The sequence below is a fragment of the Bacillus sp. FSL R7-0672 genome (assembly GCF_038601465.1).
In the GTDB taxonomy this organism is placed as follows: Bacteria; Bacillota; Bacilli; order Bacillales; family Bacillaceae; genus Bacillus; species Bacillus pumilus.
In genome coordinates this window covers 1,620,330-1,646,674 of record NZ_CP152010.1, presented here as the reverse complement: position 1 = coordinate 1,646,674, position 26,345 = coordinate 1,620,330, and the positions used below count along the sequence as shown (strand labels likewise).

General features: G+C 42.0%; 22 protein-coding genes. All 22 read right to left on the bottom strand.

The window, feature by feature from the left end:
- Window positions 1-154: 154 nt before the first annotated feature.
- Entirely contained in the window at window positions 155-424 is a 270-nt protein-coding gene (gene rpsO / locus MKY18_RS08145; protein ID WP_008354438.1) for a 30S ribosomal protein S15, read from the bottom strand.
- A 155-nt stretch (window positions 425-579) separates the two neighbouring features.
- Window positions 580-1,530, bottom strand: coding sequence for a bifunctional riboflavin kinase/FAD synthetase (gene ribF / locus MKY18_RS08140; protein WP_106067479.1), 951 nt, complete (start codon window positions 1,528-1,530; stop codon window positions 580-582).
- A gap of 18 nt (window positions 1,531-1,548) precedes the next feature.
- On the bottom strand, window positions 1,549-2,478 hold the full coding sequence (gene truB / locus MKY18_RS08135) for a tRNA pseudouridine(55) synthase TruB (RefSeq protein WP_185107268.1): 930 nt from the start codon (window positions 2,476-2,478) through the stop codon (window positions 1,549-1,551).
- Between the two features lie 68 nt (window positions 2,479-2,546).
- Window positions 2,547-2,897, bottom strand: a complete 351-nt coding sequence (gene rbfA, locus MKY18_RS08130; protein ID WP_003210803.1) for a 30S ribosome-binding factor RbfA — start codon at window positions 2,895-2,897, stop codon at window positions 2,547-2,549.
- A gap of 17 nt (window positions 2,898-2,914) precedes the next feature.
- Window positions 2,915-3,193, bottom strand: coding sequence for a DUF503 domain-containing protein (locus MKY18_RS08125; RefSeq protein WP_342497804.1), 279 nt, complete (start codon window positions 3,191-3,193; stop codon window positions 2,915-2,917).
- Window positions 3,190-5,307, bottom strand: a complete 2,118-nt coding sequence (infB, locus tag MKY18_RS08120) for a translation initiation factor IF-2 (RefSeq protein WP_106065294.1) — start codon at window positions 5,305-5,307, stop codon at window positions 3,190-3,192. The genes MKY18_RS08125 and infB overlap by 4 nt, the downstream gene beginning before the upstream one ends.
- Window positions 5,308-5,326: 19 nt before the next feature.
- The gene (locus MKY18_RS08115; RefSeq protein ID WP_034619894.1) at window positions 5,327-5,629 is read right to left on the bottom strand and encodes a YlxQ family RNA-binding protein; all 303 of its coding nucleotides are present in this window, start codon (window positions 5,627-5,629) and stop codon (window positions 5,327-5,329) included.
- A complete protein-coding gene (locus MKY18_RS08110) occupies window positions 5,622-5,906 on the bottom strand; it encodes a YlxR family protein (RefSeq protein WP_003210758.1) in 285 nt (94 codons plus the stop codon). The genes MKY18_RS08115 and MKY18_RS08110 overlap by 8 nt, the downstream gene beginning before the upstream one ends.
- Window positions 5,907-5,921: 15 nt before the next feature.
- On the bottom strand, window positions 5,922-7,037 hold the full coding sequence (gene nusA, locus MKY18_RS08105; protein WP_003211013.1) for a transcription termination factor NusA: 1,116 nt from the start codon (window positions 7,035-7,037) through the stop codon (window positions 5,922-5,924).
- A 32-nt stretch (window positions 7,038-7,069) separates the two neighbouring features.
- Complete coding sequence (gene rimP, locus MKY18_RS08100) at window positions 7,070-7,543, bottom strand: ribosome maturation factor RimP (RefSeq protein WP_003211398.1); 474 nt, start codon at window positions 7,541-7,543, stop codon at window positions 7,070-7,072.
- Window positions 7,544-7,784: 241 nt separating this feature from the next.
- Window positions 7,785-8,915 carry a cellulase family glycosylhydrolase gene (locus MKY18_RS08095; protein ID WP_342497803.1) on the bottom strand — a complete coding sequence of 377 codons (1,131 nt, stop codon included), beginning with the start codon at window positions 8,913-8,915 and terminating at the stop codon, window positions 7,785-7,787.
- Between the two features lie 18 nt (window positions 8,916-8,933).
- Window positions 8,934-10,163: an endo-1,4-beta-xylanase gene (locus MKY18_RS08090; protein ID WP_185107264.1), complete on the bottom strand. Its 1,230-nt coding sequence runs from the start codon at window positions 10,161-10,163 to the stop codon at window positions 8,934-8,936.
- Between the two features lie 84 nt (window positions 10,164-10,247).
- Window positions 10,248-12,353 carry a glycoside hydrolase family 48 protein gene (locus MKY18_RS08085; protein WP_342497802.1) on the bottom strand — a complete coding sequence of 702 codons (2,106 nt, stop codon included), beginning with the start codon at window positions 12,351-12,353 and terminating at the stop codon, window positions 10,248-10,250.
- Window positions 12,354-12,383: 30 nt separating this feature from the next.
- Window positions 12,384-14,234 (bottom strand): glycoside hydrolase family 9 protein, encoded by a 1,851-nt coding sequence (locus MKY18_RS08080; RefSeq protein WP_065097294.1) that lies wholly within the window; start codon window positions 14,232-14,234, stop codon window positions 12,384-12,386.
- A 422-nt stretch (window positions 14,235-14,656) separates the two neighbouring features.
- The gene (locus MKY18_RS08075) at window positions 14,657-18,910 is read right to left on the bottom strand and encodes a PolC-type DNA polymerase III (protein ID WP_342497824.1); all 4,254 of its coding nucleotides are present in this window, start codon (window positions 18,908-18,910) and stop codon (window positions 14,657-14,659) included.
- Window positions 18,911-19,045: 135 nt separating this feature from the next.
- Window positions 19,046-20,743, bottom strand: a complete 1,698-nt coding sequence (locus MKY18_RS08070; RefSeq protein WP_065097292.1) for a proline--tRNA ligase — start codon at window positions 20,741-20,743, stop codon at window positions 19,046-19,048.
- 80 nt (window positions 20,744-20,823) lie between these two features.
- Window positions 20,824-22,089, bottom strand: coding sequence for an RIP metalloprotease RseP (gene rseP / locus MKY18_RS08065; RefSeq protein ID WP_106055909.1), 1,266 nt, complete (start codon window positions 22,087-22,089; stop codon window positions 20,824-20,826).
- A gap of 6 nt (window positions 22,090-22,095) precedes the next feature.
- Window positions 22,096-23,247 carry a 1-deoxy-D-xylulose-5-phosphate reductoisomerase gene (dxr, locus tag MKY18_RS08060; protein WP_065097291.1) on the bottom strand — a complete coding sequence of 384 codons (1,152 nt, stop codon included), beginning with the start codon at window positions 23,245-23,247 and terminating at the stop codon, window positions 22,096-22,098.
- 39 nt (window positions 23,248-23,286) lie between these two features.
- Window positions 23,287-24,081 carry a phosphatidate cytidylyltransferase gene (locus tag MKY18_RS08055; RefSeq protein WP_065097290.1) on the bottom strand — a complete coding sequence of 265 codons (795 nt, stop codon included), beginning with the start codon at window positions 24,079-24,081 and terminating at the stop codon, window positions 23,287-23,289.
- A gap of 12 nt (window positions 24,082-24,093) precedes the next feature.
- The gene (locus MKY18_RS08050) at window positions 24,094-24,876 is read right to left on the bottom strand and encodes an isoprenyl transferase (RefSeq protein WP_044141896.1); all 783 of its coding nucleotides are present in this window, start codon (window positions 24,874-24,876) and stop codon (window positions 24,094-24,096) included.
- Window positions 24,877-25,005: 129 nt separating this feature from the next.
- Complete coding sequence (gene frr, locus MKY18_RS08045; protein ID WP_003212469.1) at window positions 25,006-25,563, bottom strand: ribosome recycling factor; 558 nt, start codon at window positions 25,561-25,563, stop codon at window positions 25,006-25,008.
- Window position 25,564: 1 nt separating this feature from the next.
- Window positions 25,565-26,287, bottom strand: a complete 723-nt coding sequence (gene pyrH, locus MKY18_RS08040; RefSeq protein WP_003210919.1) for a UMP kinase — start codon at window positions 26,285-26,287, stop codon at window positions 25,565-25,567.
- Between the last annotated feature and the right edge of the window lie 58 nt (window positions 26,288-26,345).

Sequence of the window (26,345 nt, the reverse complement as noted above, 5' to 3'; positions counted from 1 at the left end):
AAATTTTAGTTAATTCTTATTATGAACAAAATGATTTTCACATATCAATGTGAAAGGTGTATGTAGAAGGGTTTTTGCCATTCTTTCAACATTTTAACCATAAAATATTAGTGATTATACGATAAAAAAGCGGGAATCCTCCCGCTTTTTACGATTATCGACGTAAGCCTAGTTTGTTAATTAACTCACGGTAACGAGTTACGTCTTTATTACGTAGATACGTAAGAAGATTACGACGTCTACCTACCATTTTCAAAAGACCGCGACGTGAGTGGTGATCTTTCTTATGAGTACGTAAATGCTCGTTCAAGTTGTTAATTGATTCTGTTAGGACAGCGATCTGAACTTCTGGAGATCCAGTATCAGATTCGTGTGTTTTGAACTCATTAATTAATTGAGTTTTACGCTCTTGAGTAATAGCCATCCTGTTTCACCTCCAAATCATGTTAGCCCCATCTACCTCGCAACCGTCGGTGAAGTCGGCCTGCCAAGTAAGTGGTTTTAAAGCTACAGGAATAATCATACTAAAAATATGCTGAATTTGCAAATGGTAGAGCTGTTTTTCTATGATTTTTTTGTTTAATTTCGCTGATGTTGAAAAAACTGAATCGCTTCTTCTTTATCTTGTCTGATTTGAGCCGTTAACTCCTGGATTCCGTTAAATTTTTGCTCACTGCGAATGCGCTTGAACCACTGTAATTTAATCGGTTCACCATATATTTCTTCGTTAAAATCAAAGAGGTTTACTTCAATGGCAGGCTGATCAGGGCGTTTTTCATAAAAGGTTGGTTTATAGCCAACATTACAAACACCGTCATACACTTTGCCTTTCACTTCTGCTCTTACTGCATAAACCCCTGTTGGCGGAATGATATATTCAGCAGATAAACCGACATTCGCAGTCGGAAAGCCGATCGTCCGTCCTCGTTTATCACCATGAATGACAATACCGCGCAGCTGATAAGGTTTTCCTAAAAGCTCACTCACATATTCAACATCCCCATTTTTCAATGCAGAGCGTATGAGTGTTGAGCTGACTTTTCGGTCTTGATTGGACAACTTAGGAACGATGGTGGCTGTAATACGCCCTTTTCCGTACTCATCGAAGGTTTCCATTGTGCCTGCACCAAAACGGCCAAACGTAAAATCAAAACCAGCTACTGCGTGCTTTACATTCAGCTCATCTAAATATTGATCGACAAACTCTTGAGGAGATAACGCTGCAAAGCTTTCGCTGAACTGCACAATGTATAAATAGTCAGCGCCCAGCTGTTCGATGAAATCAATTTTATCCTCAAGCGGTGTAATTAAGTCCTTGGGTTCACGTGCTTTTTGCAAAACATGTGATGGGTGCGGATGAAAGGTCATGACCGCTAAAGCCAATCCTTCTTTTCTCGCAATGCTTTTTGCTGCGCCAATCACTTTTTGATGTCCGAGGTGAACACCGTCAAAATACCCTAAAGCCATAACAGACGGGTCTTGATCCTTTTGATTCAATGTATGTGGGTGTGAAATATGTATAGTCTTCACGAGATGGTCACCTTTTCTTTAAGATTGCTTGTCCTGAGATAAGATCTTCGCCGGCTTCATCAGATTCTGTTTGGTCGGGTGCTTCATATATATCGCCATACACCGGCCTGAAGGAGCAAAGACAGCGACACGATCTTCCTCTGCGAAATGAGAGAATTCATCAGGCATTGGCAGGACTGCACCGTTTTCCACTTTACTTGCTAATGTATCATTTATCTCCCATTTCGGCAAATGATTGAGCGCACGCTCGATCGGGACAAGGTGCTCATCTACTGTGCCTTCTTCGCTTATATCTCGCAGCTCATCAAGGGTGATGCACTCATCTAGTGTAAAATCACCTGACCCTGTGCGTATGAGGTGTGACATGTGAGCTGGAAATCCTAGTTTCTTTCCAATATCAACCGCTAAGGTTCTAACATACGTTCCTTTTGAACATAAAACGGTGAATCTAAAAGATACTTTTCCGTTTTCAAATACAGCAGGTGTTGTCCGCTCGATACGGTGAATTGTAATCTCGCGGCTCGGCCGCTCAATTTCAATGCCTTCTCTCGCATATTCATAGAGCTTTTTCCCGCCAATTTTCACAGCAGAAAACATTGGAGGAACTTGTTCAATGGTTCCTTCAAACTGTTTCAGCGCATCATCAATTTCTTCTTCTGAAATCTGTTTTTGTACCTTTTTTTCTTCAACCACTTCACCAGTTTGGTCTTCTGTCGTCGTAGAAAAGCCAATCGTGATTTCTGCATCATACGTTTTCGATTTATCTGTTAAATACTCAACGATTTTCGTCGCTCTTCCAATACAAATGGGCAGAACACCTGATACTTCTGGGTCGAGGGTACCTGTATGTCCGACTTTTTTTGTATGCAAGATCTTTCTCACTTTGAACACACAGTCGTGAGAGGTCATTCCTCTTTCTTTATGTAATAAAAGAACACCATTTATCATCTGCGTTCTCTCCTTTCATAAACGATGAAAAAGGACAGACGATCATCGCCTATCCTTATTTCAACGTCTTATTCGTGATCTTTTGTGTTTAGTTCAGCAATCAGGCTTTCAATTCGGTTTCCGTAATCCACGGATTCATCGAATTCAAAGTGTAGTTCTGGTGTTTTGCGAAGTCTAATTCGATTGCCAATTTCAGAGCGGATATACCCTTTAGCCTTTGCTAGGCCTTTTAAGGTTTCCTCTCTTTTCTTCTCGTCGCCAAGAACAGAAATGTAGACTTTGGCAATTTGCAAATCACCGGTCACTTCGACATCGGTTACAGTCAAAAAGCCGATTCTTGGATCTTTCAGCTTTCTGCCAAGGATGTCGCCCAATTCTTTTTTCATTTGCTCACCCACACGGGTCGCTCTCATACTCATGATCTTATCACCTCTAATTAAAACCACTCAGTTTTCGTGATCGTTCGTTCAATTTCAGGAAAAGAATCAATAAAGTTTAATACACGCTGAAGTTCCTTTTCCACTTGAACCCGAGATGAAGAAATCACGGCGATTCCAATTGATGTACGCTGCCATGTATCCTGATAATCCATTTCAGCCATGGTCACATTGAATTTATGGCGCGTTCTTGTCAATATACGCTGAAGAACCGCACGTTTTTCCTTCAGTGAGGATGCATCATAGATGATACACTCACATTCGGTATAACCGATCATTTTCTTTCGATTTCTTGCATAACGAATGATTCCAGAACATCGCCTTCACGGATATCATTGTATTTCTTAATGGTAATACCACATTCATAGCCTTGTGAAACTTCTTTCACGTCATCTTTGAATCGTTTTAATACGTCGACTTCGCCTTCAAAAATGACGACGCCATCACGGATTAAGCGGATACCACTATCTCTTGTGATGGTTCCTTCAGTGACATAGCCACCAGCAATTGTACCGATTTTAGATACTTTGAACGTTTGACGAACTTCAACTTGACCAATGACTTTTTCTTCATATTCAGGGTCAAGCATCCCTTTCATCGCAGCTTCAATTTCATCGATGACTTTATAGATAATGCGGTGCAAGCGGATATCTACGTTTTCTGTTTCAGCTGTGCTCTTCGCATTTCCATCAGGACGTACGTTAAATCCGATCACGATCGCATTAGAAGCACTTGCTAAAATGATATCAGATTCTGTAATCGCTCCAACACCCGTATGGATAATTTTCACTTTTACGCCTTCTACTTCAATTTTTTGAAGAGCTGCCGTCAGCGCTTCAGCAGAACCTTGTACGTCTGCTTTCACGATCAGGTTGATATCTTTCACTTCGCCTTGTTTGATTTGCTCAAATAGGTCATCTAAAGATAATTTTGCTTTGTCTGAACGCTTTTCATCAAGCTGTTTTGAAGCACGCGCCTCACCCACTTGACGAGCTGTTTTTTCGTCTTTGAATACGAGGAACTGATCGCCCGCATTTGGTACATCATTTAAACCAGTGATTTCAACAGGTGTAGATGGTCCCGCTGTTTTCACGCGGCGTCCAATGTCATTGACCATTGCTCGTACACGGCCAAATGTATTTCCAACAACGATTGGGTCACCTACTTGAAGTGTACCAGTTTGAACAAGAAGGGTTGCAACAGACCCTTTTCCTTTATCAAGCTCAGCCTCAATGACAGTTCCTTTAGCCGCACGATTTGGGTTGGCTTTCAGTTCTGCTACTTCGCTGACAAGAAGGATCATCTCGATCAATTCATCGATGCCTTCACCTGTTTTTGCAGATAGTGGAACGAAGATCGTTTCGCCGCCCCAAGCTTCTGGTACAAGGCCATGTTCAGTTAATTCCTGCATCACACGGTCAGGGTTAGCTGTTGGTTTGTCAATTTTATTGACAGCGACAACGATTGGTACCTCTGCCGCTTTCGCATGGTTAATGGCTTCAATCGTTTGCGGCATCACGCCATCATCTGCTGCAACAACTAGGATTGTTGTATCAGTTACCTCGGCACCACGTGCACGCATCGTTGTAAATGCTGCGTGTCCAGGGGTATCAAGGAACGTGATTTTCTTGCCGTTTTCTTCAATTTGGTATGCACCGATATGCTGCGTGATTCCACCAGCTTCGCCTTCAACGACTTTCGTTTTACGAATGCTGTCAAGAAGCGTTGTTTTCCCATGGTCAACGTGTCCCATGATCGTAACAACTGGAGGGCGTACTTGCATATCTTCTTCTTTATCTGCAACTTCATACTTTTCAAGTTCAGTTTCTTCTAAAATGATAACTTCCTCTACTGGAACGCCATATTCAGAAGCGATTAATTCAACTGTATCTTTATCAAGCTCTTGGTTAATAGTTGCCATAACACCAAGCATCATCAGCTTCTTAATGATTTCAGCTGATTCTTTTCCAAGCTCTTCGGCAAGCTGGCCAACTGTCATTGAATTTGTAAATTCAATTTTTTCAGGAAGCTCTTTTTTAGGCTTCACAGGTCTAGCTTGCTGATGCTGTGACTTGTTGCCACCGCGTTTGTTTTTGTTTTTGTTTTGGTTGTTGTTTTTTTTGTTTTTATTAAATTGATTATTCTGCACGTCATTCTTCTTTCTATCATTGATTTTGTTAGATGATTGGTTTTTTTGTTCTGCGGGTTTCTCGTTAGCTGTCTCTTTTGCTTTGGCTTTTTTATATTTAGCGTCTAGCTTTTTCACAGTGTCGTCTTCAAGCGTCGCCATGTGGTTGTTCACTTCCACGTTCATATCCTTAAGCGCTGCTATAATATCTTTACTTGAAACATCTATGGCTTTTGCATATTCATATACTCTCACTTTAGCCATTCGTTCACCCCCAAATAAATTAATCGAGCAAGCTTATAAGCTTCTTAGCGAAGCCTTGGTCAGTGACAGCGACAACTACGCGAGCTTCTTTCCCAATAGAACGTCCGAGAACGGAACGGTCTTCAATTTTTCTAACCGGAACATTATAAAATTTGCATTTGTCAGATACCTTTTTCTCTGTGTTCGGTGAGGCATCTGCTGCAAGAAGAACCAGCTTAGCACGCGCATGTCTAACTTCTTTGATCACAAGATCTTCTCCTGACACGACTTTACGAGCTCGATTTGCTAGACCAAGCAAAGGATACCACTTAGAATCAGTCATTTGGTTTTTTCACCTTTTCAGCTAGTTCTAGTAATTCTTCAAATATGTGTTCGTCAATCTGTGTCTGAAATTGCTGTTGTAAACTGCGTTTGTTCTTTGCCGCAAGAATGGTTTCTTTATCGAGAGAAAGGTAAGCTCCGCGTCCGTTCTTTTTTCCGGTTGCGTCAACAGACACTTCACCTTCTTTAGAACGAACAACACGGATCAGTTCTTTCTTTGGTTTCATTTCTCCCGTCACGACACATTTTCTAAGCGGGATTTTTTTTCGGCTATTCACCTTTTACATCACCTCTTATTCGTCAGATTCCTCAGCTACTGGTTCAGCCTCTAAGAAAAGAGATTCAGAGTCTTCAGTTCTTGGGAAAATACCGAGTTCCCTTGCATCTGTTTCGCTTTTAATGTCAATTTTCCAGCTAGTCAGCTTTGCTGCAAGACGCGCATTTTGACCTCTTTTACCAATGGCTAACGACAGCTGATAATCAGGGACAATGACTGTTGTCGCCTTATCTTCTTCATTCACAATAACATCAAGTACTTTTGATGGACTTAATGCATTGGCAACAAATTCAACCGGGTCATTAGACCAATGGACAATGTCAATTTTTTCGCCTTTTAGCTCGTTGACAATTGCTTGTACACGCTGGCCTTTTGGACCAACACAAGAACCAACTGGGTCAACATCAGGATCATCAGTACGAACAGAGATTTTAGAACGGTCCCCAGCTTCTCTAGCAACCGATTTAAGCTCTACAGTACCATCATAAATTTCTGGCACTTCAATTTCAAATAAACGCTTTAATAGACCTGGATGTGTTCTAGACACATAAATTTGTGGTCCTTTTGTTGTTTTTTCAACTTTTGTAATAAACACCTTAATGCGGTCATGTGGTTTGTAGTCCTCATTTGGCATTTGTTCGTTGACCGGAAGAAGGGCTTCGATTTTGCCAAGTGACACGTAAATGAATTTACTGTCAATTCGCTGAACGATTCCCGTCATAATGTCTTCCTCGCGATCGATAAACTCAGTGTAGATCACACCTCGCTCTGCTTCTCTCACTCGCTGCGTCACCACTTGTTTCGCAGTCTGAGCTGCAATGCGTCCGAAATCTTTTGGCGTGACTTCAATTTCAACGACGTCACCTACCATGTAATTCGGGTTCATATTGGCTGCATCATCTACAGAGATTTCAAGGCGAGAATCATACACTTCATCTACCACATCTTTTCTTGCAAATACGCGAATTGTTCCCGTTTCGCGGTTTAAATCAACACGAACATTTTGCGCTTGATTAAAGTTACGCTTATATGCAGAAATGAGTGCAGCTTCTATCGCTTCAATAATAATTTCTTTACTAATACCCTTCTCTTTCTCGAGAACAGTCAGGGCATCTAACAACTCACTACTCATTTTTATGGTTCCCCCTTATATCAATGAAAAGGTTAATTGAACGAAACTGCTAATCTTGCGTTAGCTATTTTTTCATATGGAATATTGATCTCTTTCTTTCTTGTCTTGATCTTCACTGTCACTGTTGCAATCTCACCATCAAAGCTTGTAAGCTCACCTTCAAACGCTTTTTCACCATCAATTGGTTCATATGTTTTCATGAAAACATTTTTTCCAAGTGCTTTTTCAAAATCAGCTTTTTTCTTTAATGGGCGCTCCGCTCCAGGAGAGGACACTTCAAGAAAGTAGTTTTGGCTAATCGGATCTGCCTCATCAAGCTTTTCGCTCAAGGCTTCGCTCACTTTGGCACATTCTTCGATATCGACGCCTTTATCAGAGTCAATAAACACGCGAAGGAACCAGTTTTGACCCTCTTTGACAAATTCAACATCAACGAGTTCAAGCTGTAAGCCATCTAAAATTGGCTGTACCATTTCGCTTACGACATCCACTACTTTTTTGCTCATTCTCTTCCTCCTTGTGCTTTCGATAAACGCTCTTATCAATCATTCTGCATAAAAACCCTGCTTTATGTGAGCAGGGGGAGCAGAAAACGGATGAATAATGTCGAGACAAAAATTGCCTGTTCAATACAAAAGAGCGGGTTTCCCCACTCTTGTCTCGGTAATCGTTAGCATTTCCATAAAAACTATACCATATCCAAATTTTTTATGCAAATGAAGTTCCTTATTCAGCAGGCATTCGCCATCAGTTCTTTTCGTTCATTCTTTTCGCATGTTCACTGATAAGTGCTGCCTCCCTGCTCCCTTTTATGATGCGGAAACCGTCATAATCGGGATAGAGCGAATCATCGTCCTGAATGCTTGTTAAAATCCAAAATTGACTGCCAGCCCCTCCGAGCCGCTCAACCGCTGACAGCCAGCTTTGGTATACGTCAGGACGTGCTGATTGATTTTGATAGCCAAACTCTTCTAACACAACTGGTTTTCCGATTGTCTTCCCGCGGGTGATATGGTCTTCGATCCATTTCACTCCCCAAGCAGCAGACTTGTTCCAGTGATCTGGGTACAGATGATAGGTTCCATAATCGATATTAGAGAGAGCTGTCAAACGGTCCCAATCGACGCCTTCTCCGCCTCTGTAAAACCAATCTTCATGGGCTGGTATGCGAAAAAACCCTTCATCTCCTACTGCAACAAGATGGTGATGATCCAGCGATTTGATCCATGTACTCATTTCATCTGCCCATTTGACTAGTATATTACCCGTTGGATCTGACTGCACACGCGGCTCATTGGCCAATTCCCAAGTCATAATAGCTGGATCGTCCTTATATTGAACACCTGTGTACGTATTCGTTCTTTCTAAAACATAACGCACATAATTTTTGTAAGCATGTTGAATACGAGGATCTGTATAAAAGGCATCATGTGATCCTGCATTGAACCACTTTACGTATTGATTCATCCCGCCAAAGTCATCCCAATTGTTCACTAGCGGGATGACAAGCTTTATTCCTTCCTGTCCCGCTTTATAAATCGCATAATCTAGTTTTTGAAAACCCGATTCTTCATAGATCCCTGGACTAGATTGTAAAACGGAGTTTTCTTGAGGGGCCCCGTCGTGAAATCCCCAAATACGTAAGACCTTTAAATTCATTGCTTTCATATCATCGAACACTGCATCTACCATCTTTTTAGATTTGTAATGGAAATAGTAATTATTTGTACCAGCAAAGTAAAATGGTTGATTGTTCAGCGTAAATTGTGTACCAGATGTCTGCACATATGCGGCGGCTTTAATCGTAAGTGAAAACCAGCCGGCCCATATAGCGACCACAAGTATGAAGCAGGACGCTCTTTGAGTCCACTTTTTCATTTACATTCTCCTCACAATCTATCCTTCTTCAGGTACAATCACATCGAGCCGAAGCGGTGTTTGTTCTTTTGAATCAAGTTCAATTGTCTGTTGTTTCAACAGTTTACTTTCTTTACCGATTCGAATTTCATATGTCCCGTGAAATGCTCGACAAGTCACATTGCCATTAGCATCTGTTTTTTCAACTCTTTGTGTCGTCCACTCATTTAGAAGCTTTTCGTAACGTCTGCCTGCTTCATTTAAAGTCCAATCGTAATTTACGATGGCCGCATGCTCACCTCTCCAATGGGCACCTGCCCAAAATCCCCACATTAGCACTCCTTTTACGGCTGGATGACTAAATGCGACGCGATATAAAGCCTCTAGGTTATCCGCTCTTCTATTAGCGTCAGGGTGAACAGAGTCGTACTCTGTAACCCATATAGGAAGACCAAGCTCAGCAAGCACATCGAGCCTCTCTTTTACAATGACTGGATCGACCCGTTCTTCAAAATGTCCTTGAACACCAATCGCCTCAATAGGTGCGCCTAACTGACGCAGTTCATTGATATGTGCTTTATAAGCCTGGTGCTCACCATATGAGATCACATTATAATCATTCACAAACAATCGTGCTTGAGGGTCAATTTTTTTCGTTTCTTCATACATCCACTTCCAAATACTTTTCCCGAATCGGTCTTTAAAAAATGAACCATGCATCATTTCATTGTTTACATCCCAATGGCGGAATCTCCCTTTAAAATGATTGCCTGCATGCTCAAGCCGGTTTTTCATGGCTTCATACACTTCGTGATTCGGTAGTGACCTCAGCCAGCTTGGATTGGCATCCTCTACCTCCCAAAATAAAGCGTGCCCCCTTACTGGAAGTTGATGTTTATCTGCAAAATTCAGCATCGCATCTGCTTTTTCGTAGGTGATTCTCCCTCTTTCCGGCTCATTCGCATACCATTTTGCCTCATTTTCAAAAACAGCCCAATTAAAATGCTTCACAAAAAAATCGGCATATTGTTGATTAAATAACACTTGGTCATTCATCGCTGAACCAAATGCGAATTCATGCCTGATTTGCTTCAACTCAACCTCTATTCCTGCTATTGGCTTTTTATCGTGATTTGTGACGTTTATTTCAAGATCTCTTTGTCTATGCTCTGAGATTCGATCATTCGCCTCTTTTTTCCACATCAGATTGTTCTGCTCATTTTCGCCCTTGTTTATTGATTGATGAAGAAAGCTTCTTTCTTTGACCATGTAAACACACCCTTATTTTCACTGGATTTATATTTCTTAAACAAACTGCCGGCTCAAAGAAACCGGCAGCTTAAATTTCACCTGTTAGTTGATCAGACGATGATATTCTGCGTAGGCAGTGGCCATATCCACTTGTGACCAAAAACGATGATAAGTGAAAACCGGTGCCCCATTTTCCCATTTGCCTGTTGCTTCATTAAATGAAGACTGATATTTACTCTCGAGTGAAGACCATGCTGGATCTTGTTTAATGTTCGGACGAAGATCAGCAAAACTCGTATAGACCCCATTACCTCCTCGCTGCGGATCAGAAGGAATAGTGCTTGATCCAGGAATCTGATTCCCTTGACCAAATGTCCCGTTCCAACCATTTGGGAAATACACTTCTTTTTTAAAGAAGCGGTCATAGTCCTCTCTGTCTTCCTCTGTCACAATGCCCACGCCATCATTGTAATTCCACGCAACCTCAAGGAGCTGTGCGGCGGCATCTTTCGCTCTGACACCAAGCGCTGTATAATCCCCTGTTTCAAGCTTAGTAGCAGCAGCAAAGAATGTTAAAGCCTTGACGAGGCTCCCTAGTACGCCCGTATCCTGAGTTGGATCTTTTGTGACAGCTGTTAAGTTTGGATTTCCTGTTGCAGACTGGAATCCACTCCAAGTGTCAGGCTGTCCGCTCCATGCAATATTTCCAGGAAGCCAAAACTCGCCAGGTGCACTCGTTGTGGCAACAGTAGCATTTGTTCCTCCTAGAATTCTTTGTCCTTGGTCATCTAAGAAATAACCCTCTTCATCCGACACAGGACGGCTGCCGATAAAAATGTAATCTAATGCATAGTCGACCCATTTTGTGATGCAAGATTTGGCCATTTGGACATTTTCAGATGTTTTGTCTCCGTCTTTCACAAAAATATAATAAAGCTCTGCTACGCGCTCCATCGGCCATGCCTGCATCCCGAACCAGTTATTAGAAGGCGGATCAAGATATACAGGTGCATCCTCATATGCCATATCATAAAAAGTACTTGTTCCCGCCGGATATGCACTATAGTCGCCATTCCAGCTATTGGTTGCGCCTCCTGCAATCGCTCCCTCTTTTGATTGAAGCCATACATAAAATTCAAGCTGCCTTTTTAATGTTTTTTCCCAATCGCTTGCACCGGTAGCGGAAGATGGCTTTAAACCACCATTGTCTGAGGACAAAGCATAAGCGGCGACAGGGTTTTGATACCCTTGGTGGCAGTGGCTCGCTCCGATACGCCATGACCAGTTTGCATAGTCGCCAAGTCCTCCACCCCAAGAGGTATACCACGCCATTAAGTAATGACAGGCACCCTTTCCGTTTCCAGGGTACGGATTCCCTTGCTTGCCGCTTCCAATCGTTTGAAAATACTTATCGTACATACCGTAACGGAGAAAATCACCCATTTTTTTCGCTTTATCAAGATAGGTTGAATTATTGTAGCCGAGTTCCTTTGCCCAATACATCGCTTGTATTGCACGCGCATCAGCATCCGTCGCATTGGTATAGCGCCACTGAGCAGCTGGTACTTGGTTTTCTTTTGTGAACAAGCTCATAAAGCCTTCATTTGGCTTCCCAAAAGATTTATCATCTTGTGATGGATGTGGGATCGCCTCCCATACAGATTCCTGCGGCCCGCGCTGGAACGTATTCACATATGCAGCTGTATGTGATGGATTGAGCAAGTTCCCATATTTATACCAGTTATCGACATCAAGCAGCCAGTGCATTAAATACGTTTCATTCGTTCCATAGGTTGATTTCAATTCACCATCAATCGGATCTTGACCAGCAGCACGAGCTCCGCTCAGCTGACTAGGATATTGATCTGGATATGGTTTTTCCGCTGCGTATGTGGCTGGGCTAGAAGGATTGTAGGCGCTCATATGCGGCTGCTCATCATTTCCATCTTCATTTACTGGGATGATGTACTTCTCCATATTGTCCCAGGCTGCCTCTAATTTGCTCCAATCCCCTGTGTAATGTCCGTACAACACCTCTAGCCACAGCCAATAGCTATACGCTTCTGACGTTGTCATATGCCCATAATCAGGCGCTTCGCAAATAAGCGTCTCAATTGAATGATACGGAATTCCTTCTGATGAAAAATATCCATTCCCATCACTTTTAATTTGATGATAAAGCGTTAAAAACCGTTCTTTGTTTGACAAATCCTTCACCCTTTCAAAAAATCTTGATTTTTATTTGTCTGGAAGTGTACCAAATACTAAAGCACCATCATCAAAAACAGGAATTCTCGTTGTTTTTTGCATATTGGATGTTAAGCCTTGAAAGGAATAATCATTTGAGGCATCCCATATATTCGACCCATTTGGTGCAGATAATCGAAATTGTATTTCCTTCTTATGCTCTGATTCTCCTCCAGGAAAAATCGCTACGCCTGTAAAATCAATTTCTGCATAATACACGTGAGCTGATGCGTCATATACCTTGAGCGGAGATAAGGAAGCGCCTTCATTGTAGGCGGCTGTCACTTGAATATCTTTTTCTGTGAATCCCTTTGCAAAGACCTCACTCAGATTGACGTAATATCTAAAGGAGAGCGTTTGACTACGTCTAGCCGGCCATCCGGACCGATTGTATAGAACCGCCTTTACTTGAGTAGATTTTACATCGTTATTCATCACTGCTGCCTCTACAAAAAACTCATCCTCTGGTTGTTCTTTAGGCGGGAAATTGGGCAGTTTTGATTGCCCTTTTCCAAACAGATGCACCATTTTGGCTATATTTCCTGTAAAAGCGGCATTATAGTCCGTCGCCACCTCGTTTGATACATAATCAGAGATGTCATCATCATATTGATCCTGTGCATTAGGTCCGCCAACGAGCGCCCCATAAAGAGTGTGACGATGATTCGAAGGGTTTGTCAGTTGATTAGACCATGAACCGTGTGCAGTTCGGTGGTGTGGATGCTTCGGCGGGTTCTGGCCAAACCCAACGACATAGCTTCTATTAAGCGGATTATCACCAAGCATATAGTGAGTTTGCTTGATCGCGAACGTTTGGTATCGATTCTTTTTTTCTTTATCTGACACCCAATCAGCGTAAACAAAGGCTAAAAATGCTGCATTTGCTGTATAACGCAGTGAGCCCCATTGATCTAGCCATGCCAAACCGCCAGGCGTATAAGTGATTCTTTCGACTTTTCCATTTTGAACAAAACCCGTCGTCCAGTAATCGAGATTACGCTCTGTCGATTCTATAAATCGATTCTCTTTCGTGATTCTGGCGAGTAAGATTTGCGAAGCAAAAAAAGTATTGTCCCACGACATGGTAAACGTATAATCCCAATCCTTCGGCCATTCCTCTACTGCTTTTAATGCTTGATTTAAATAGGTTTCTTCATTTGTTGCCAAGTACAGCCAGATTCCGCCCCAAATGAGTTCATCAATATAGCCGCTCCATGAGTTGTAAAACGGCTGAGCGTTTGTGACACACTCTGTATACTCGCCGCGATACCTGTCAGCAAATGCATAAAGCTGTTTCGCGTGCGTCAGAAGCTTTGCTGCATAAGGGGCATCTGTCTCTTTAAAAATGATAGAACCCGCTGCTAAAGCTGCCGCAGTTTGGGCGGCCACTTCTGTTCCAGGGCAATTTTCATCAATTTTAAAAGCTGGCCGGCTCATCGGCATCACTTCTGCCGGTCCCCACCAAGCATGATCAGCATTCCCATCACCTACCTGCGCCCAAAACTCGTTCGGACCTGTATGTGCTTTCAAAAAATAATCTGTTGCCCACCTGATTTGATCTAAGATGTCATCAAGCAGTTCTGCCTCTTCATAGGCTTCTCGGTATTCATATACTGTCCATGCAAGCACAGCTGCTGAGTAGGCCATCGGAAGTCCAAATTTCACATGATCACCTGCGTCATACCAGCCGCCAGTTAAGTCATGCCCTACATCCTTCCCATCCTCTAGTCCAGAATCTCCCCGCCAGTTGAGACGGTTGCTTTTAGGTAGCTTTCCAGACCGCTGCGCTTCATAAAACAACAAGGATTTTTGAAGAACCTCTACATAGTTATAAGATGCCATTTCTGTATGACTCACCCCTTCTATTTAGTCAAACATGAATAGACAAGCCACCTCCTTTTATTCAGAACGTGATTTGAACAGCTTTGAAAAGAATCAAATGTGTTTCAAAAATAAGCATAGTAAACAGCAATCAGCTTTGCGCTCATCGAAGTTTTTTTCTCTTGATTCTTTCTGTGACTGTACCCAGAATGATCATATGTCGCATGAGAACATTTCAGACGGCGAAATTCTCTTTTTTGCTCTATTTGGGTAGAAAGAATGACATACAATCTCTTCTTTTAAAACATCACGCTAAATCAAGGTATATGAATGAATTAGAAAATGATTCCATTTGGTGGAAATTCTTTATTAGTTAACATAATAATATTATTGTATAAATAAAAAAAGAAACGCCCCTTTAAGGGCGCTCTTCATTAATCGCATTAAAACAAAGAAAGCTGGTTTTGATCGGGAAGTGCTTCTAAGCAGCCTTGACGATCTAAATATTCTAGGATCGTTTTCGACACTTTTCCGCGTTTTTGTAAATCTTCTTTTGAAAGGAATTCCCCGTCTTGTCGTGCGCGAACAATATTTAACGCAACGTTCGTTCCGAGTCCAGGGATTGAGTTGAATGGCGGAATCAATCCGTCACCATCAATGATAAACTCTGATGCACTTGATCGGTAAAGGTCCACTTTTTTGAAATGGTAGCCTCTTTCACACATTTCAAGTGCAAGCTCTAGTACAGTTAATAGGTTCTTTTCTTTCGGTGATGCATCTAAACCTTTTGAGTTAATATCGTCCATGACCGCTCGAATCGCATTTGATCCTTTTGTCATTGTTTCAATATCAAAGTCATCTGCACGAACGGTAAAGTAAGCCGCATAGTATAAAAGTGCATGATGCACCTTAAAGTAGGCAATCCGTACAGCCATTAATACGTAAGCAGCTGCGTGGGCCTTAGGGAACATGTATTTGATCTTTTTACAAGAATCAATATACCAGTTCGGTACATTATTATTCTTCATTTCTTCTTCCCATTCAGGGGGAAGTCCTTTTCCTTTACGAACAGACTCCATGATTTTAAAGGCAAGTGACGGTTCTAAGCCCTGATAGATGAGATAGACCATAATATCGTCACGGCACCCAATCACTTCACTTAGTTCACACGTTTTATTGTGAATGAGCTCTTGCGCGTTCCCGAGCCATACATCCGTCCCGTGTGATAATCCAGAGATCTGAACGAGCTCTGAGAAGGTTGTTGGTTTTGTATCCTCAAGCATTTGCCGAACAAACCTTGTCCCAAACTCTGGAATACCGAGTGTACCTGTTTTACAGCCAATTTGCTCCTCTGTTACACCAAGAGGCTCTGTTCCTTGGAAAATTTTCATCACTTCTGGATCATCTGTTGGAATCGTTTTTGGATCAATTCCGCTTAAATCCTGAAGCATACGAATAACCGTAGGATCATCGTGCCCTAGTATATCAAGTTTAAGCAAGTTGTCATGGATTGAGTGGAAATCAAAATGCGTCGTTTTCCAATCAGAACCTGTCGCATCTGCTGGAAATTGAATTGGTGAGAAATCGTAAATGTCCATATAATCCGGCACTACAATAATACCGCCTGGATGCTGGCCTGTTGTCCGTTTTACCCCTGTACAGCCTTGTACAAGCCGGTCGATTTCTGCGCCCCTCATATGAAGATTATGATCTCCAGCGTAGCCTTTCACGTAACCATATGCTGTTTTTTCTGCAACAGTACCAATCGTACCTGCTCGGTATACGTACTCTTCACCGAACAGCTCTTTCGTATAGTTATGGGCAATCGGCTGATATTCACCTGAGAAGTTCAAATCGATATCAGGGACTTTGTCTCCTTTAAAACCTAAGAACGTTTCAAACGGAATATCATGCCCGTCTTTTTTGTACGGCGTGCCACATTCCGGGCAGTCTTTGTCAGGAAGGTCAAAGCCTGAACCAACAGATCCGTCGTTAAAGAACTCGGAATGCTTACAGCTTGGACATACATAATGCGGCGCAAGCGGGTTCACTTCGGTAATCTCTGTTAAAGTTGCAACAAGAGATGAGCCGACAGATCCCCTTGAACCAACAAGATATCCGTCATCAAGTGATTTTTTTACAAGCTTATGAGAGATTAAATAAATAACGGCGAATCCATGGCCGATAATACTTTTTAATTCTTTCTCAATACGGTCTTCTACGATTTTCGGCAAATCATCTCCGTAGATGCTACGCGCCATTTGATAGCTCATTTCCCGTATTTCTTCATCTGCACCTTCAATTTTTGGTGTGTATAGGTCATCTTTGATTGGTTTAATGCTTTCGACCATCTCAGACACTTTTTTCGTATTCGTCACGACGATCTCTTTCGCTTTTTCCTCTCCTAGAAAGGAGAATGCTTCAAGCATTTCATCTGTCGTTCTAAAATGAACTTTTGGCAGTTCATGACGGTTCAGCGGATTTGCTCCACCTTGTGATGAAATTAAGATTTTACGATAAATTTTGTCTTCTGGATGAAGATAATGTACATTTCCAGTTGCTACGACTGGTTTATTCAGCTTTTCGCCAAGCTTCACAATGTTTGTGATGATTTCTTTTAACGCCCGTTCATCTCGAACAAGCTCCAGCTGCAGCAGATGCTGATACACTTCTGGCGGATGAACTTCTAAATAGTCGTAAAATGCTGCAATGTCTTCCACCTCATCAGGTGATTTTTGCATCATTCCTTCAAACACTTCACCCTTATCACAGGCAGACCCGATAATTAAACCTTCTCGATATTTCTCAAGCTGTGAGCGCGGAATGCGCGGCACTCGGTAGAAATAATGAATATGAGAAAGAGAAACAAGCTTGAATAAATTTTTCAGCCCAGTCTCATTTTGTGCGATCAGAATGGCATGGTAAGGACGTGAGCGCTGGTAAGCATTAGACTGACCCATGTTTTCATTCAATTGATCGTGATAGGCAATATCCTTTTCAGCGGCATCTTTTAGCATTTTCAGCATGAGGTAGCCCGTCGCCTCTGCATCGTAAATGGCCCGGTGATGCTGCGTCAGTTCTATATCGAATTTTTTACAAAGTGTGTTCAGCCGGTGATTCTTAAATTCAGGGTAAAGGAATCGGCCAAGTTCCAGTGTATCAATCACAGGGTTTGACGCTTTATCTGTTTTTAACAGGCGCTTGTACGCTGTATTTAAAAAGCCCATATCAAAGCTTGCATTGTGCGCAACAAGGATATCTTGTCCAATCCATTCTTTGAAATCCCGTACGACATCGACGACATCTGGAGCATCTCTGACCATATCATCCGTGATACCTGTTAATTCGATCGTTGTCGCTGATAATGGGTGATGAGGATTTGCAAATGCCTCAAAACGGTCAATGATTTCTCCGCCCTTTATTTTCACTGCTGCCAGCTCAATGATCGTGTCATACACAGCTGAAAGTCCAGTTGTCTCGACGTCAAATACGACATACGTTGCATCCTCTAACAAACGGTGCTCTGGGTTATAGGCAATAGGTACTCCGTCGTCAACCAAGTTGATTTCCACACCATACATCATTTTGATGTCATGCTTTTTACTTGCTGCATACGCATCTGGGAAGGATTGTACAACCGCATGATCCGTCAGGGCAATTGCTTCATGTCCCCATTTTTTTGCTTGTTCTACCAACTTGCCGATGCCAGTAACAGCATCCATTTGACTCATTGGGGAATGCAAATGAAGCTCGACACGCTTTTCACCCTCAGGTGCCGTATCTTCTTTCAGCTGAGGTTTTATTTCGTTTACATCATTGGCAATCATGACAAGGTCTCTAACAAACGTATCGTTTTGAATGCTTCCTCTTGCTTTGACCCACATGCCTTTTTTTAATGATTTCATCAGCTGGGCATCTTCTTTTTCTCTTGCAAACATTTTGATTAAAATACTGTTTGTATAATCTGTAATTTTAAAAATACAAAGCGTTCTGCCGCTTTTCAGCTCACGCGTTTCTGCATCGAATACGTAGCCCTGGACGGTGATTCTTCTTTCCTCATCCATAATACTATCAAGCGTACGAATTTCTTCATTGTCTTTAATTTGATAGCCAATCATGAGAGGGCCAGACGGACCTTCCTCCTGCTCCTCACTTTCCTTCTTCTCCATCTCAGTGAGAGCTTGCATCGCTCTTTCTTGATCTTCAGCAAGCTTTTGTTCTCTGAACTTCTGAATCTCTTGATCTGATATAAAAATTTCTGTATCAAATTGAAGTTCTGGAAAGCCTACTTGTTTAAAAGCAGCCTGGAGCATTGGACTGTACTTCTTCTTGATGGCCAAAGCCTCTGTTTCGCTTTTCGTTTTGATGATGATTTTATGTCCAGACAGCGATGGTTTTTGCTGCTGAAGCAAGCTGATGATTGGAGGAGAAATTCCTTGAAGCTCTTCCACACAATGTGACCAATACGATTGAACGAGCTCTTCAGAGATGCTTGGATCATTGACTTCAATCGTACAAGTAACTTGTGCAATATGAGAAAATGCATTTGTCAGCCTGCTGAGAAACATCGCATATACCTTGTAAGGCAGAAGCGCCTTAAATTTAAAAAGAAAATGCCACGTTTTCGTCGCCTTATGCACCGTCAATTTGACGATTTCTCCTTCTTCAAAGTAACGACTGAGGTCATCATCTGTCATTTGAATCTGATTGAGTAATATATGAAATTGCCGCCGTGTGATCGGTAATTGTTCATCCAAGACAGGACCCTCCTTTTGTCAATCAGAAAGGTACCTCTTTTCTACAGGAGGTACCTTCATTTTTTTGTTCGTTTTTTATGCTTGGCGTATAAATGAAATCAGCTCATCAACAGATACTTCGTGTGATTCCCCTGATTTTCTAAACTTCACTTCAACAATGCCTTCTTCTGAACGTTTTCCGCAGCTAATGCGAATTGGCAGCCCAATTAAATCACTGTCTGCAAATTTCACTCCGGCACGCTCCTGGCGGTCATCGAAAAGTACGTCAAAGCCCTCATCTTCTAAGCGCTCGTATAACGTTTCAGCTAGCTCTTTTTGAGCATCGTTTTTCATATTTAATGCAAGGAGGTGAAGGTCATATGGCGCAACAGCTTCCGGCCAAATGATTCCTTTCTCATCGTGATGCTGTTCAACAATCGCTGAAAGCGTTCTAGAGATACCGATACCATAGCAACCCATAATCATTGGCTGCGCTCGACCATTCTCATCAAGGTACGTCGCATCCATTGACTCAGAATAACGAGTGCCTAGTTTAAAGACTTGTCCTACTTCAATCCCCTTGGCAAACTGGATTGTGCCTTCTCCATCTGGAGAAACGTCTCCTTCTTGAATCAAACGAAGATCTGTGAATTCTTTCACTGACACATCACGCGCAGGATTGACATTGACATAGTGATGATCCGCCTCGTTTGCACCTGCGACAGCATTTGTCATGCCTTTAACCGCAAGGTCTGCATAAATATCGACTTCTGCTTCCAGCTTCACTGGGCCAACAAATCCGGGCTCTGTTCCAATGACTTCCAGTACTTCTTCGCGAGTAGCAAGCTCTACAAGCTGTGCTCCTACCAAGTTTTTCACTTTCACATCATTTACTTCATGGTCGCCTCTCGTCAGGATGAGAACATACGCATCATCTGCTTTAAACAAAACAGACTTGATACAAAGAGAAGGATCAACTTCTAAAAATCCAGCGATGTCTTGAATCGTTTTCACTTGCGGTGTATGGACTTTTTCAAGTTCTTTGAAGTCCGCAGGGTTTGCTTCTTCCCCTTGATATACAGCTTCAGCCATTTCAATGTTCGCAGCATAGGAAGATGTGTCAGAGTATGCGATTGTATCTTCTCCTACTTCTGACAGTGCCATAAACTCATGTGTATCTTTTCCTCCCATTGCACCAGAATCTGCAATGACTGGTCTAAAATTAAGACCTACTTTTGAGAATACATTGGAGTAAGCTGTAAACATCTTATTGTAAGTGTCATCAAGGCTTTCTGGTGAAGAGTGGAATGAGTACGCATCTTTCATAATAAATTCACGTCCGCGCAGCAGCCCAAAACGCGGTCTCTGTTCGTCGCGGAATTTTGATTGAATTTGATAAAGAGTTAAAGGAAGTTTCTTATACGATTTCACTTCGCTGCGTACGAGTGATGTAATCACTTCTTCGTGCGTTGGGCCAAGTGCAAACTCACGGCCATGACGATCTTTCATACGCATCAATTCTGGACCGTATGTATACCATCTTCCTGACTCTTGCCACATTTCTGCCTGCTGCAGCACTGGCATTAACAGCTCAGCTGCTCCCGCCTTTTCCATCTCTTTGCGAACGATGGATTGAATATGCTGGATGACTTTATGAGCAAGCGGAAGATAATGATAGATTCCGCTTGTATTTTGTCTAATGAACCCAGCTCTTACTAATAGCTGGTGACTTTTTGCTTCAGCATCTGCCGGCACCTCTCGAAGAGTTGGAATAAAAGTCAGGGATTGTCTCATGTCGTTACACCTCATTTATGAAATAGGACTTCTCACAAAAACTCTTGTTTCCCGTAATGAGAAACAAGAGACATTGGTTTTTATAAAAATAATCGCTGGATGTCATTCCACGTAACCACTAGCATTAACAGCATGAGGAATGCAACACCGATAAAGACAACAAGTGCTTCTTTCTCACGATTAATTGGTTTACCGCGAATGGCTTCAACAAACAAGAATAGTAAACGTCCTCCGTCTAGTGCAGGAATCGGCAATAAATTCACGATGCCTAAGTTAATACTAAGGAACGCCGCAAACTGCATTAATGTTAACACACCTTGCTTAGCTACTTCTCCTGTCATGTCATAAATCCCAACAGGACCTGCTAACATATCTAATGAAAATTGCCCTGTGACAATTTTTTGCAAGTTCGTTAAAATCAAACCTGCTGTTGAAATCACAGTCGTTCCTGAGGATGAAATAACCTTCAGAAATCCATTTTCCGTTGGCGGATAAGATCCGAAACGGCCAATGTTTTTTCCGTCTGCTTTCACAGCTTCTGGTACAACCTGCACAGTGCTTTCTTTACCGTCTCGGTCAATGACGACATTCATTTTTTTCTCAGGGTTCTTTTGAACGGTTTGAACGACGTCTGTCCAAGAATTCATTTTATCCCCGTTAATGGACACGATGTGGTCTCCCTGCATGAGTCCAGCTTCTGCCGCTCGGCCGTCTTTCGTCAGCTTGCCGAGTACAGGATCATCAACGGTGACCCCTTGAATAAATCCTAGAGCAACTAAAATCACATACGCCAAAATAAAGTTCATAATCGGTCCAGCTGCGATCGCTTTAATACGCTGCCATACCGTTTTTGATCCAAATTGACGATTGTACGGTGCGATTTGAATCTCTTCACCATCTGCAATATAAAAGCTTGTTTGACTCACATTGTAGCCAGTCAAAATATCTTCATTTCCAGCTTCATATCCTGAGATTCTCATGGCATGATCTAAATCAATCTGCTCAACTTCGATGACAAGTGCATCAGGATATTTTTCTTTATCATTTAAGATGATTTTTTCTACTTCATTTTGCTCATTGAATAAGAGCCCCACTGTATGACCTGGTTTAATTTCAATGACTTCAGGGTCCTCTCCTGCCATTTTAACAAATCCGCCAATAGGGAGAAGTCTAATGGTATAAACGGTTTCCTTTCGTTTAAAGGAGAAAATCTTCGGTCCAAAACCAATTGCGAACTCACGGCATAAAATCCCCGCTCGCTGCGCCATAATTAAATGGCCAAGCTCGTGGAAAAAAACGAGCGTTCCAAAAATAATAATAAACGCAATCACTGTATTCACGAACATACCACCTTATGTGAGGATTGATTGAACAAAGTCTCGTGTATCTTTGTCCACTTCATGGATATCTTGCAAACTAGGCGTTGAAATCACATGATGTCTGTTTAGTGCCTTTTCAATCAATTCTTCAATTTGCAGGAACGTTACTTTGCCTTTCAGAAATGCATCGACTGCCATTTCATTTGCTGCATTGAGCACAGTAGGCATTGTCCCCCCTATTTTACCTGATTCATAAGCAAAATGTAAGCAGCGATACCTGTCAAAATCCGCTTTTTGGAAATTCAATTGTCCAATCTCCCAAAGGTTCAATGATTTCGCTTCTGGTAATGACGCCCTGTCAGGGTATGTGAGTGCATATTGAATGGGCACTCTCATGTCAGGTGTCCCTAACTGAGCCATGACGCTTTTGTCGTGAAATTCCACCATCGAATGGATAATGCTCTCCTTATGTAACAGCACATCAATTTGGTCATAAGGTATATCAAACAACCAATGCGCTTCAATCACCTCGAGCCCTTTATTCATCATCGTCGCTGAATCAATGGTAATTTTCGCTCCCATTGACCAGTTTGGGTGGTTCAGCGCTTCTTCAACCGTAACACCTTCAAGTTCAGTTCGTTTTTTATCTCGGAAACTACCACCTGAGGCTGTCACGATTAAGCGTTCAATGTTTTTAGCTTGTTCACCTTGCAGGCATTGAAAAATAGCGGAATGCTCACTATCGACAGGAAGTAAAGGTACATCATATCTTTTCGCGTACTCTTTTACTATATGACCAGCTGTCACAAGTGTTTCCTTATTTGCGAGTGCAATCGTCTTTTTTTGTTCAATGGCCTTTAATGTTGGAACAAGCCCGACACTTCCGACAAGGGCATTGACCACAACGTCCACTGCTTCATAGGTCGCGGCTTCGATGTTGGCTTCATCACCAGCAGCTATCTTGACATCGTATTCAAATGAATGACCTTTTAGCGTGTGATAGGCCTCTTCACTTAAGCATCCGACAAATTCAGGCTGAAACTGTTCAATGATTAGTATGGCTTTGTCTACATTTCGGCCAAAAGTCATGGCTTTCAGCTTAAATTTGTCTGGGTGCTGCCTCATCACATCTAATGTTTGTTCTCCAATTGATCCTGTTGCGCCTAATAGCGAAATATATCTCAAATTGCCACTCCTTCTCTCGTTCAATAAGTTTCTATGAGGTTAGCTGGCAAACGTGTCCAGCAGTAAATATAAAAACGGTAGAACGAATAAAAAGCTGTCAAATCTGTCCAAAATCCCGCCATGTCCTGGGAGAATTGCCCCTGAATCCTTCACGTGGTAATGACGCTTTAAAGCAGATTCCACAAGGTCGCCAAGCTGGCCAAAGATACTGAGCAAAAGCGTAATAAACATAACAAGCAGATATGATGGCAAAAAATCTGTAACCGCTTGAAACACAAATGACAACACGACAGCTGTGACAATCCCTCCGATAAATCCTTCTACTGTTTTGTTTGGGCTGATCTCTGGCCAGAGCTTTCGTTTCCCCATCGATTTCCCAATAAAATAGGCACCTGAGTCAGTGGACCAAATAATCACTGCTGCGAAGAAGATCCCAGTCATACCATATAAGCCTCTAATTTGGATAAAATAATAGAAACTGACGCCAATATATAATGTCGCCAATATCACAAAAGCAACCTCATCAAATGTGAAAGAGTTTTTGCTCAACACTGTATAAGTTAAAAGGATTAAGACTGCAAATAAAGCAATTTGCAATTTTGATTCGTCTGCGTTCGGGAAGAAGCTGTTCTCTCCGCCCATTAAAAGCCAAAGCAATATTAAGCTGACAATACCAGGAAAGCTGAAAATCGATATCTTTTTCATTCTTAGAAGCTCAAAGAGAGCGACACTTCCCATTAAGTAAATCAGCAGGGTAAATGGCATCTGTCCATATATAACTGCAAGTAAAAAGACTGCAGCTGCCAAAACACCCGTCAAAATTCTTTGTTTCATCTGCACCACCCTCTAAATTCCACCGAACCTCCGGCCACGGCGCTGGTATTCTCCGATAGCGCCTATAAGATGCTCATCAGAAAAGTCAGGCCAAAGCACATCCGTAAAGACAAACTCGCTGTACGCAATTTGCCAAAGCATAAAGTTGCTTAATCTAATTTCTCCACTTGTGCGAATAAGCAAATCCGGATCTTGAAGAGATTCTGTCATTAAATAAGCTGAAAACATCTCTTCTGTGATGTCTTCTGCTTGAAGCTTACCTTCTTTGACTTTTTCAGAAATTTGTCTGCATGCGGAGACGATTTCTGTGCGCCCTCCATAGTTGAGCGCAAAATTCAAAACGAGTCCGTCGTTATTCGCCGTACTCTTTACTGCGTTCTCTACCGCTCTTTTCGTATGCTGCGGGAGGCCGTCTGGATCACCTGTTAAGCGCACACGGACATTTTCCTCGATGAGCTCGGGCAGGTAGATGTTCAAAAATTCTTCAGGAAGTTTCATTAAAAAGTCTACTTCTAGTTTTGGACGTTTCCAATTTTCCGTAGAGAAAGCATACAAAGTCAGCACTTTGACATTCAGCTCATTTGCAAGCTTTGTCATGCGCTTGACGACTTTCATTCCTTCATGATGTCCTGCTACCCGCGGAAGAGCACGTTTTTTCGCCCATCTTCCGTTCCCATCCATGATAATGGCGATATGTGCAGGAATTTCTCCATTTAATATGTCTTCTTTTGTCAGACTTTCTAAGTTGGAAGCTGCAGTTTGCTGATTCTTCCAATTTTTGAGTATATTGAGCATGAGATTCCTCCATCACCCAAAAAGGTTGCGTTTCCGCTAATAATATAGTCACCAACAGTATTAACAAAAAAACCCCCTGTAAACATGAAGAGGGTCTTTTCACTATTATCTATTGTACATAGTTTTTTCTTAAACTTCCATGATTTCTTTTTCTTTATCTTTCGTCACATCATCAATTTTAGCGACATATTCATCTGTCAATTTTTGAACATCCTCTGTTGATGATCTTAATTCATCCTCAGTGATCTCACCATTTTTCTCGAGCTTTTTCAACTCATCGTTTGCATCACGACGAACATTACGAACAGCTACTTTTGCTTCTTCTGAATATTTTCTTACCACTTTCACAAGCTCTTTACGTCTTTCTTCTGTTAGTGCAGGAATCGCAATACGGATCACATTTCCGTCACTTGTTGGCGTGATGCCAAGATCAGACTTTTGGATCGATTTTTCGATATCACCGATAGCTGTTTTATCATAAGGTGTGATAATCAGCATACGTGCTTCTGGCACTGTGATTGACGCGATTTGGTTAAGTGGTGTTTGTGCACCGTAATAATCAACCGTCACTTTATCAAGCAATGAAGCATTTGCTCTGCCCGCACGAACAGTTGCAAGTTCACGTCCGTATGCTTGAACGGCTTTTTCCATTTTTTCTTTCGTTTGGTTCAATACTTCTTTTGACACGTTATTTCCCCCTCACTATCGTTCCAATTGATTCGCCATTTACGGCACGTTTAATATTTCCTTCTTCCATAATAGAGAATACGATTAATGGAATGTCATTGTCCATACATAATGAGGACGCAGTAGAATCCATTACTGCAAGCCCTTCTTTTAGCACATCAAGATATGAAAGCTTGTCATATTTTACTGCATCCGCATCTGTACGAGGATCAGCACTGTAGACACCGTCTACATTATTTTTCGCCATTAAAATGACATCTGCTTCAATTTCTGCTGCACGAAGTGCTGCCGTTGTATCTGTAGAGAAATAAGGGTTACCAGTACCTGCAGCAAAAATCACGACACGTTTCTTCTCAAGATGACGGATCGCTTTTCTTCTTATGTATGGTTCTGCAACCTGTCTCATTTCGATAGAGGTTTGTACCCTAGACTGAATGCCAAGCGTTTCTAGGCTGTCCTGTAGCGCGAGTGAATTCATCACTGTTGCCAGCATGCCCATGTAGTCTGCTGTTGCACGGTCCATTCCTAAGTCACTACCTGTCTTACCGCGCCAAAGGTTTCCTCCGCCTACAACAACTGCAACCTCAACATCTAGCTCTGCAATTTCTTTTACTTGCTTTGCAATTGAATGAATGACAGTTGGGTTAATTCCATTTCCAGCATCACCTGCTAGTGCTTCGCCACTTAGCTTCAGTACAATGCGATTATATTTCGGTTTGCTCATGATAACCTCCAAGTGTATACTATACCGTCTCTTATTATGCGTAAGAAACTGCCTTTTG

Coding starts and splice junctions, on each gene's coding strand:
- rpsO (WP_008354438.1), bottom strand. CDS start 424: ATGGCTATTACTCAAGAGCGTAAAACTCAATTAATTAATGAGTTCAAA.
- truB (WP_185107268.1), bottom strand. CDS start 2,478: ATGATAAATGGTGTTCTTTTATTACATAAAGAAAGAGGAATGACCTCT.
- rbfA (WP_003210803.1), bottom strand. CDS start 2,897: ATGAGTATGAGAGCGACCCGTGTGGGTGAGCAAATGAAAAAAGAATTG.
- MKY18_RS08125 (WP_342497804.1), bottom strand. CDS start 3,193: ATGATCGGTTATACCGAATGTGAGTGTATCATCTATGATGCATCCTCA.
- infB (WP_106065294.1), bottom strand. CDS start 5,307: ATGGCTAAAGTGAGAGTATATGAATATGCAAAAGCCATAGATGTTTCA.
- MKY18_RS08115 (WP_034619894.1), bottom strand. CDS start 5,629: ATGACTGATTCTAAGTGGTATCCTTTGCTTGGTCTAGCAAATCGAGCT.
- nusA (WP_003211013.1), bottom strand. CDS start 7,037: ATGAGTAGTGAGTTGTTAGATGCCCTGACTGTTCTCGAGAAAGAGAAG.
- rimP (WP_003211398.1), bottom strand. CDS start 7,543: ATGAGCAAAAAAGTAGTGGATGTCGTAAGCGAAATGGTACAGCCAATT.
- MKY18_RS08095 (WP_342497803.1), bottom strand. CDS start 8,915: ATGAAAAAGTGGACTCAAAGAGCGTCCTGCTTCATACTTGTGGTCGCT.
- MKY18_RS08090 (WP_185107264.1), bottom strand. CDS start 10,163: ATGGTCAAAGAAAGAAGCTTTCTTCATCAATCAATAAACAAGGGCGAA.
- MKY18_RS08080 (WP_065097294.1), bottom strand. CDS start 14,234: ATGGCATCTTATAACTATGTAGAGGTTCTTCAAAAATCCTTGTTGTTT.
- MKY18_RS08075 (WP_342497824.1), bottom strand. CDS start 18,910: ATGACAGATGATGACCTCAGTCGTTACTTTGAAGAAGGAGAAATCGTC.
- MKY18_RS08070 (WP_065097292.1), bottom strand. CDS start 20,743: ATGAGACAATCCCTGACTTTTATTCCAACTCTTCGAGAGGTGCCGGCA.
- rseP (WP_106055909.1), bottom strand. CDS start 22,089: ATGTTCGTGAATACAGTGATTGCGTTTATTATTATTTTTGGAACGCTC.
- MKY18_RS08055 (WP_065097290.1), bottom strand. CDS start 24,081: ATGAAACAAAGAATTTTGACGGGTGTTTTGGCAGCTGCAGTCTTTTTA.
- MKY18_RS08050 (WP_044141896.1), bottom strand. CDS start 24,876: ATGCTCAATATACTCAAAAATTGGAAGAATCAGCAAACTGCAGCTTCC.
- pyrH (WP_003210919.1), bottom strand. CDS start 26,287: ATGAGCAAACCGAAATATAATCGCATTGTACTGAAGCTAAGTGGCGAA.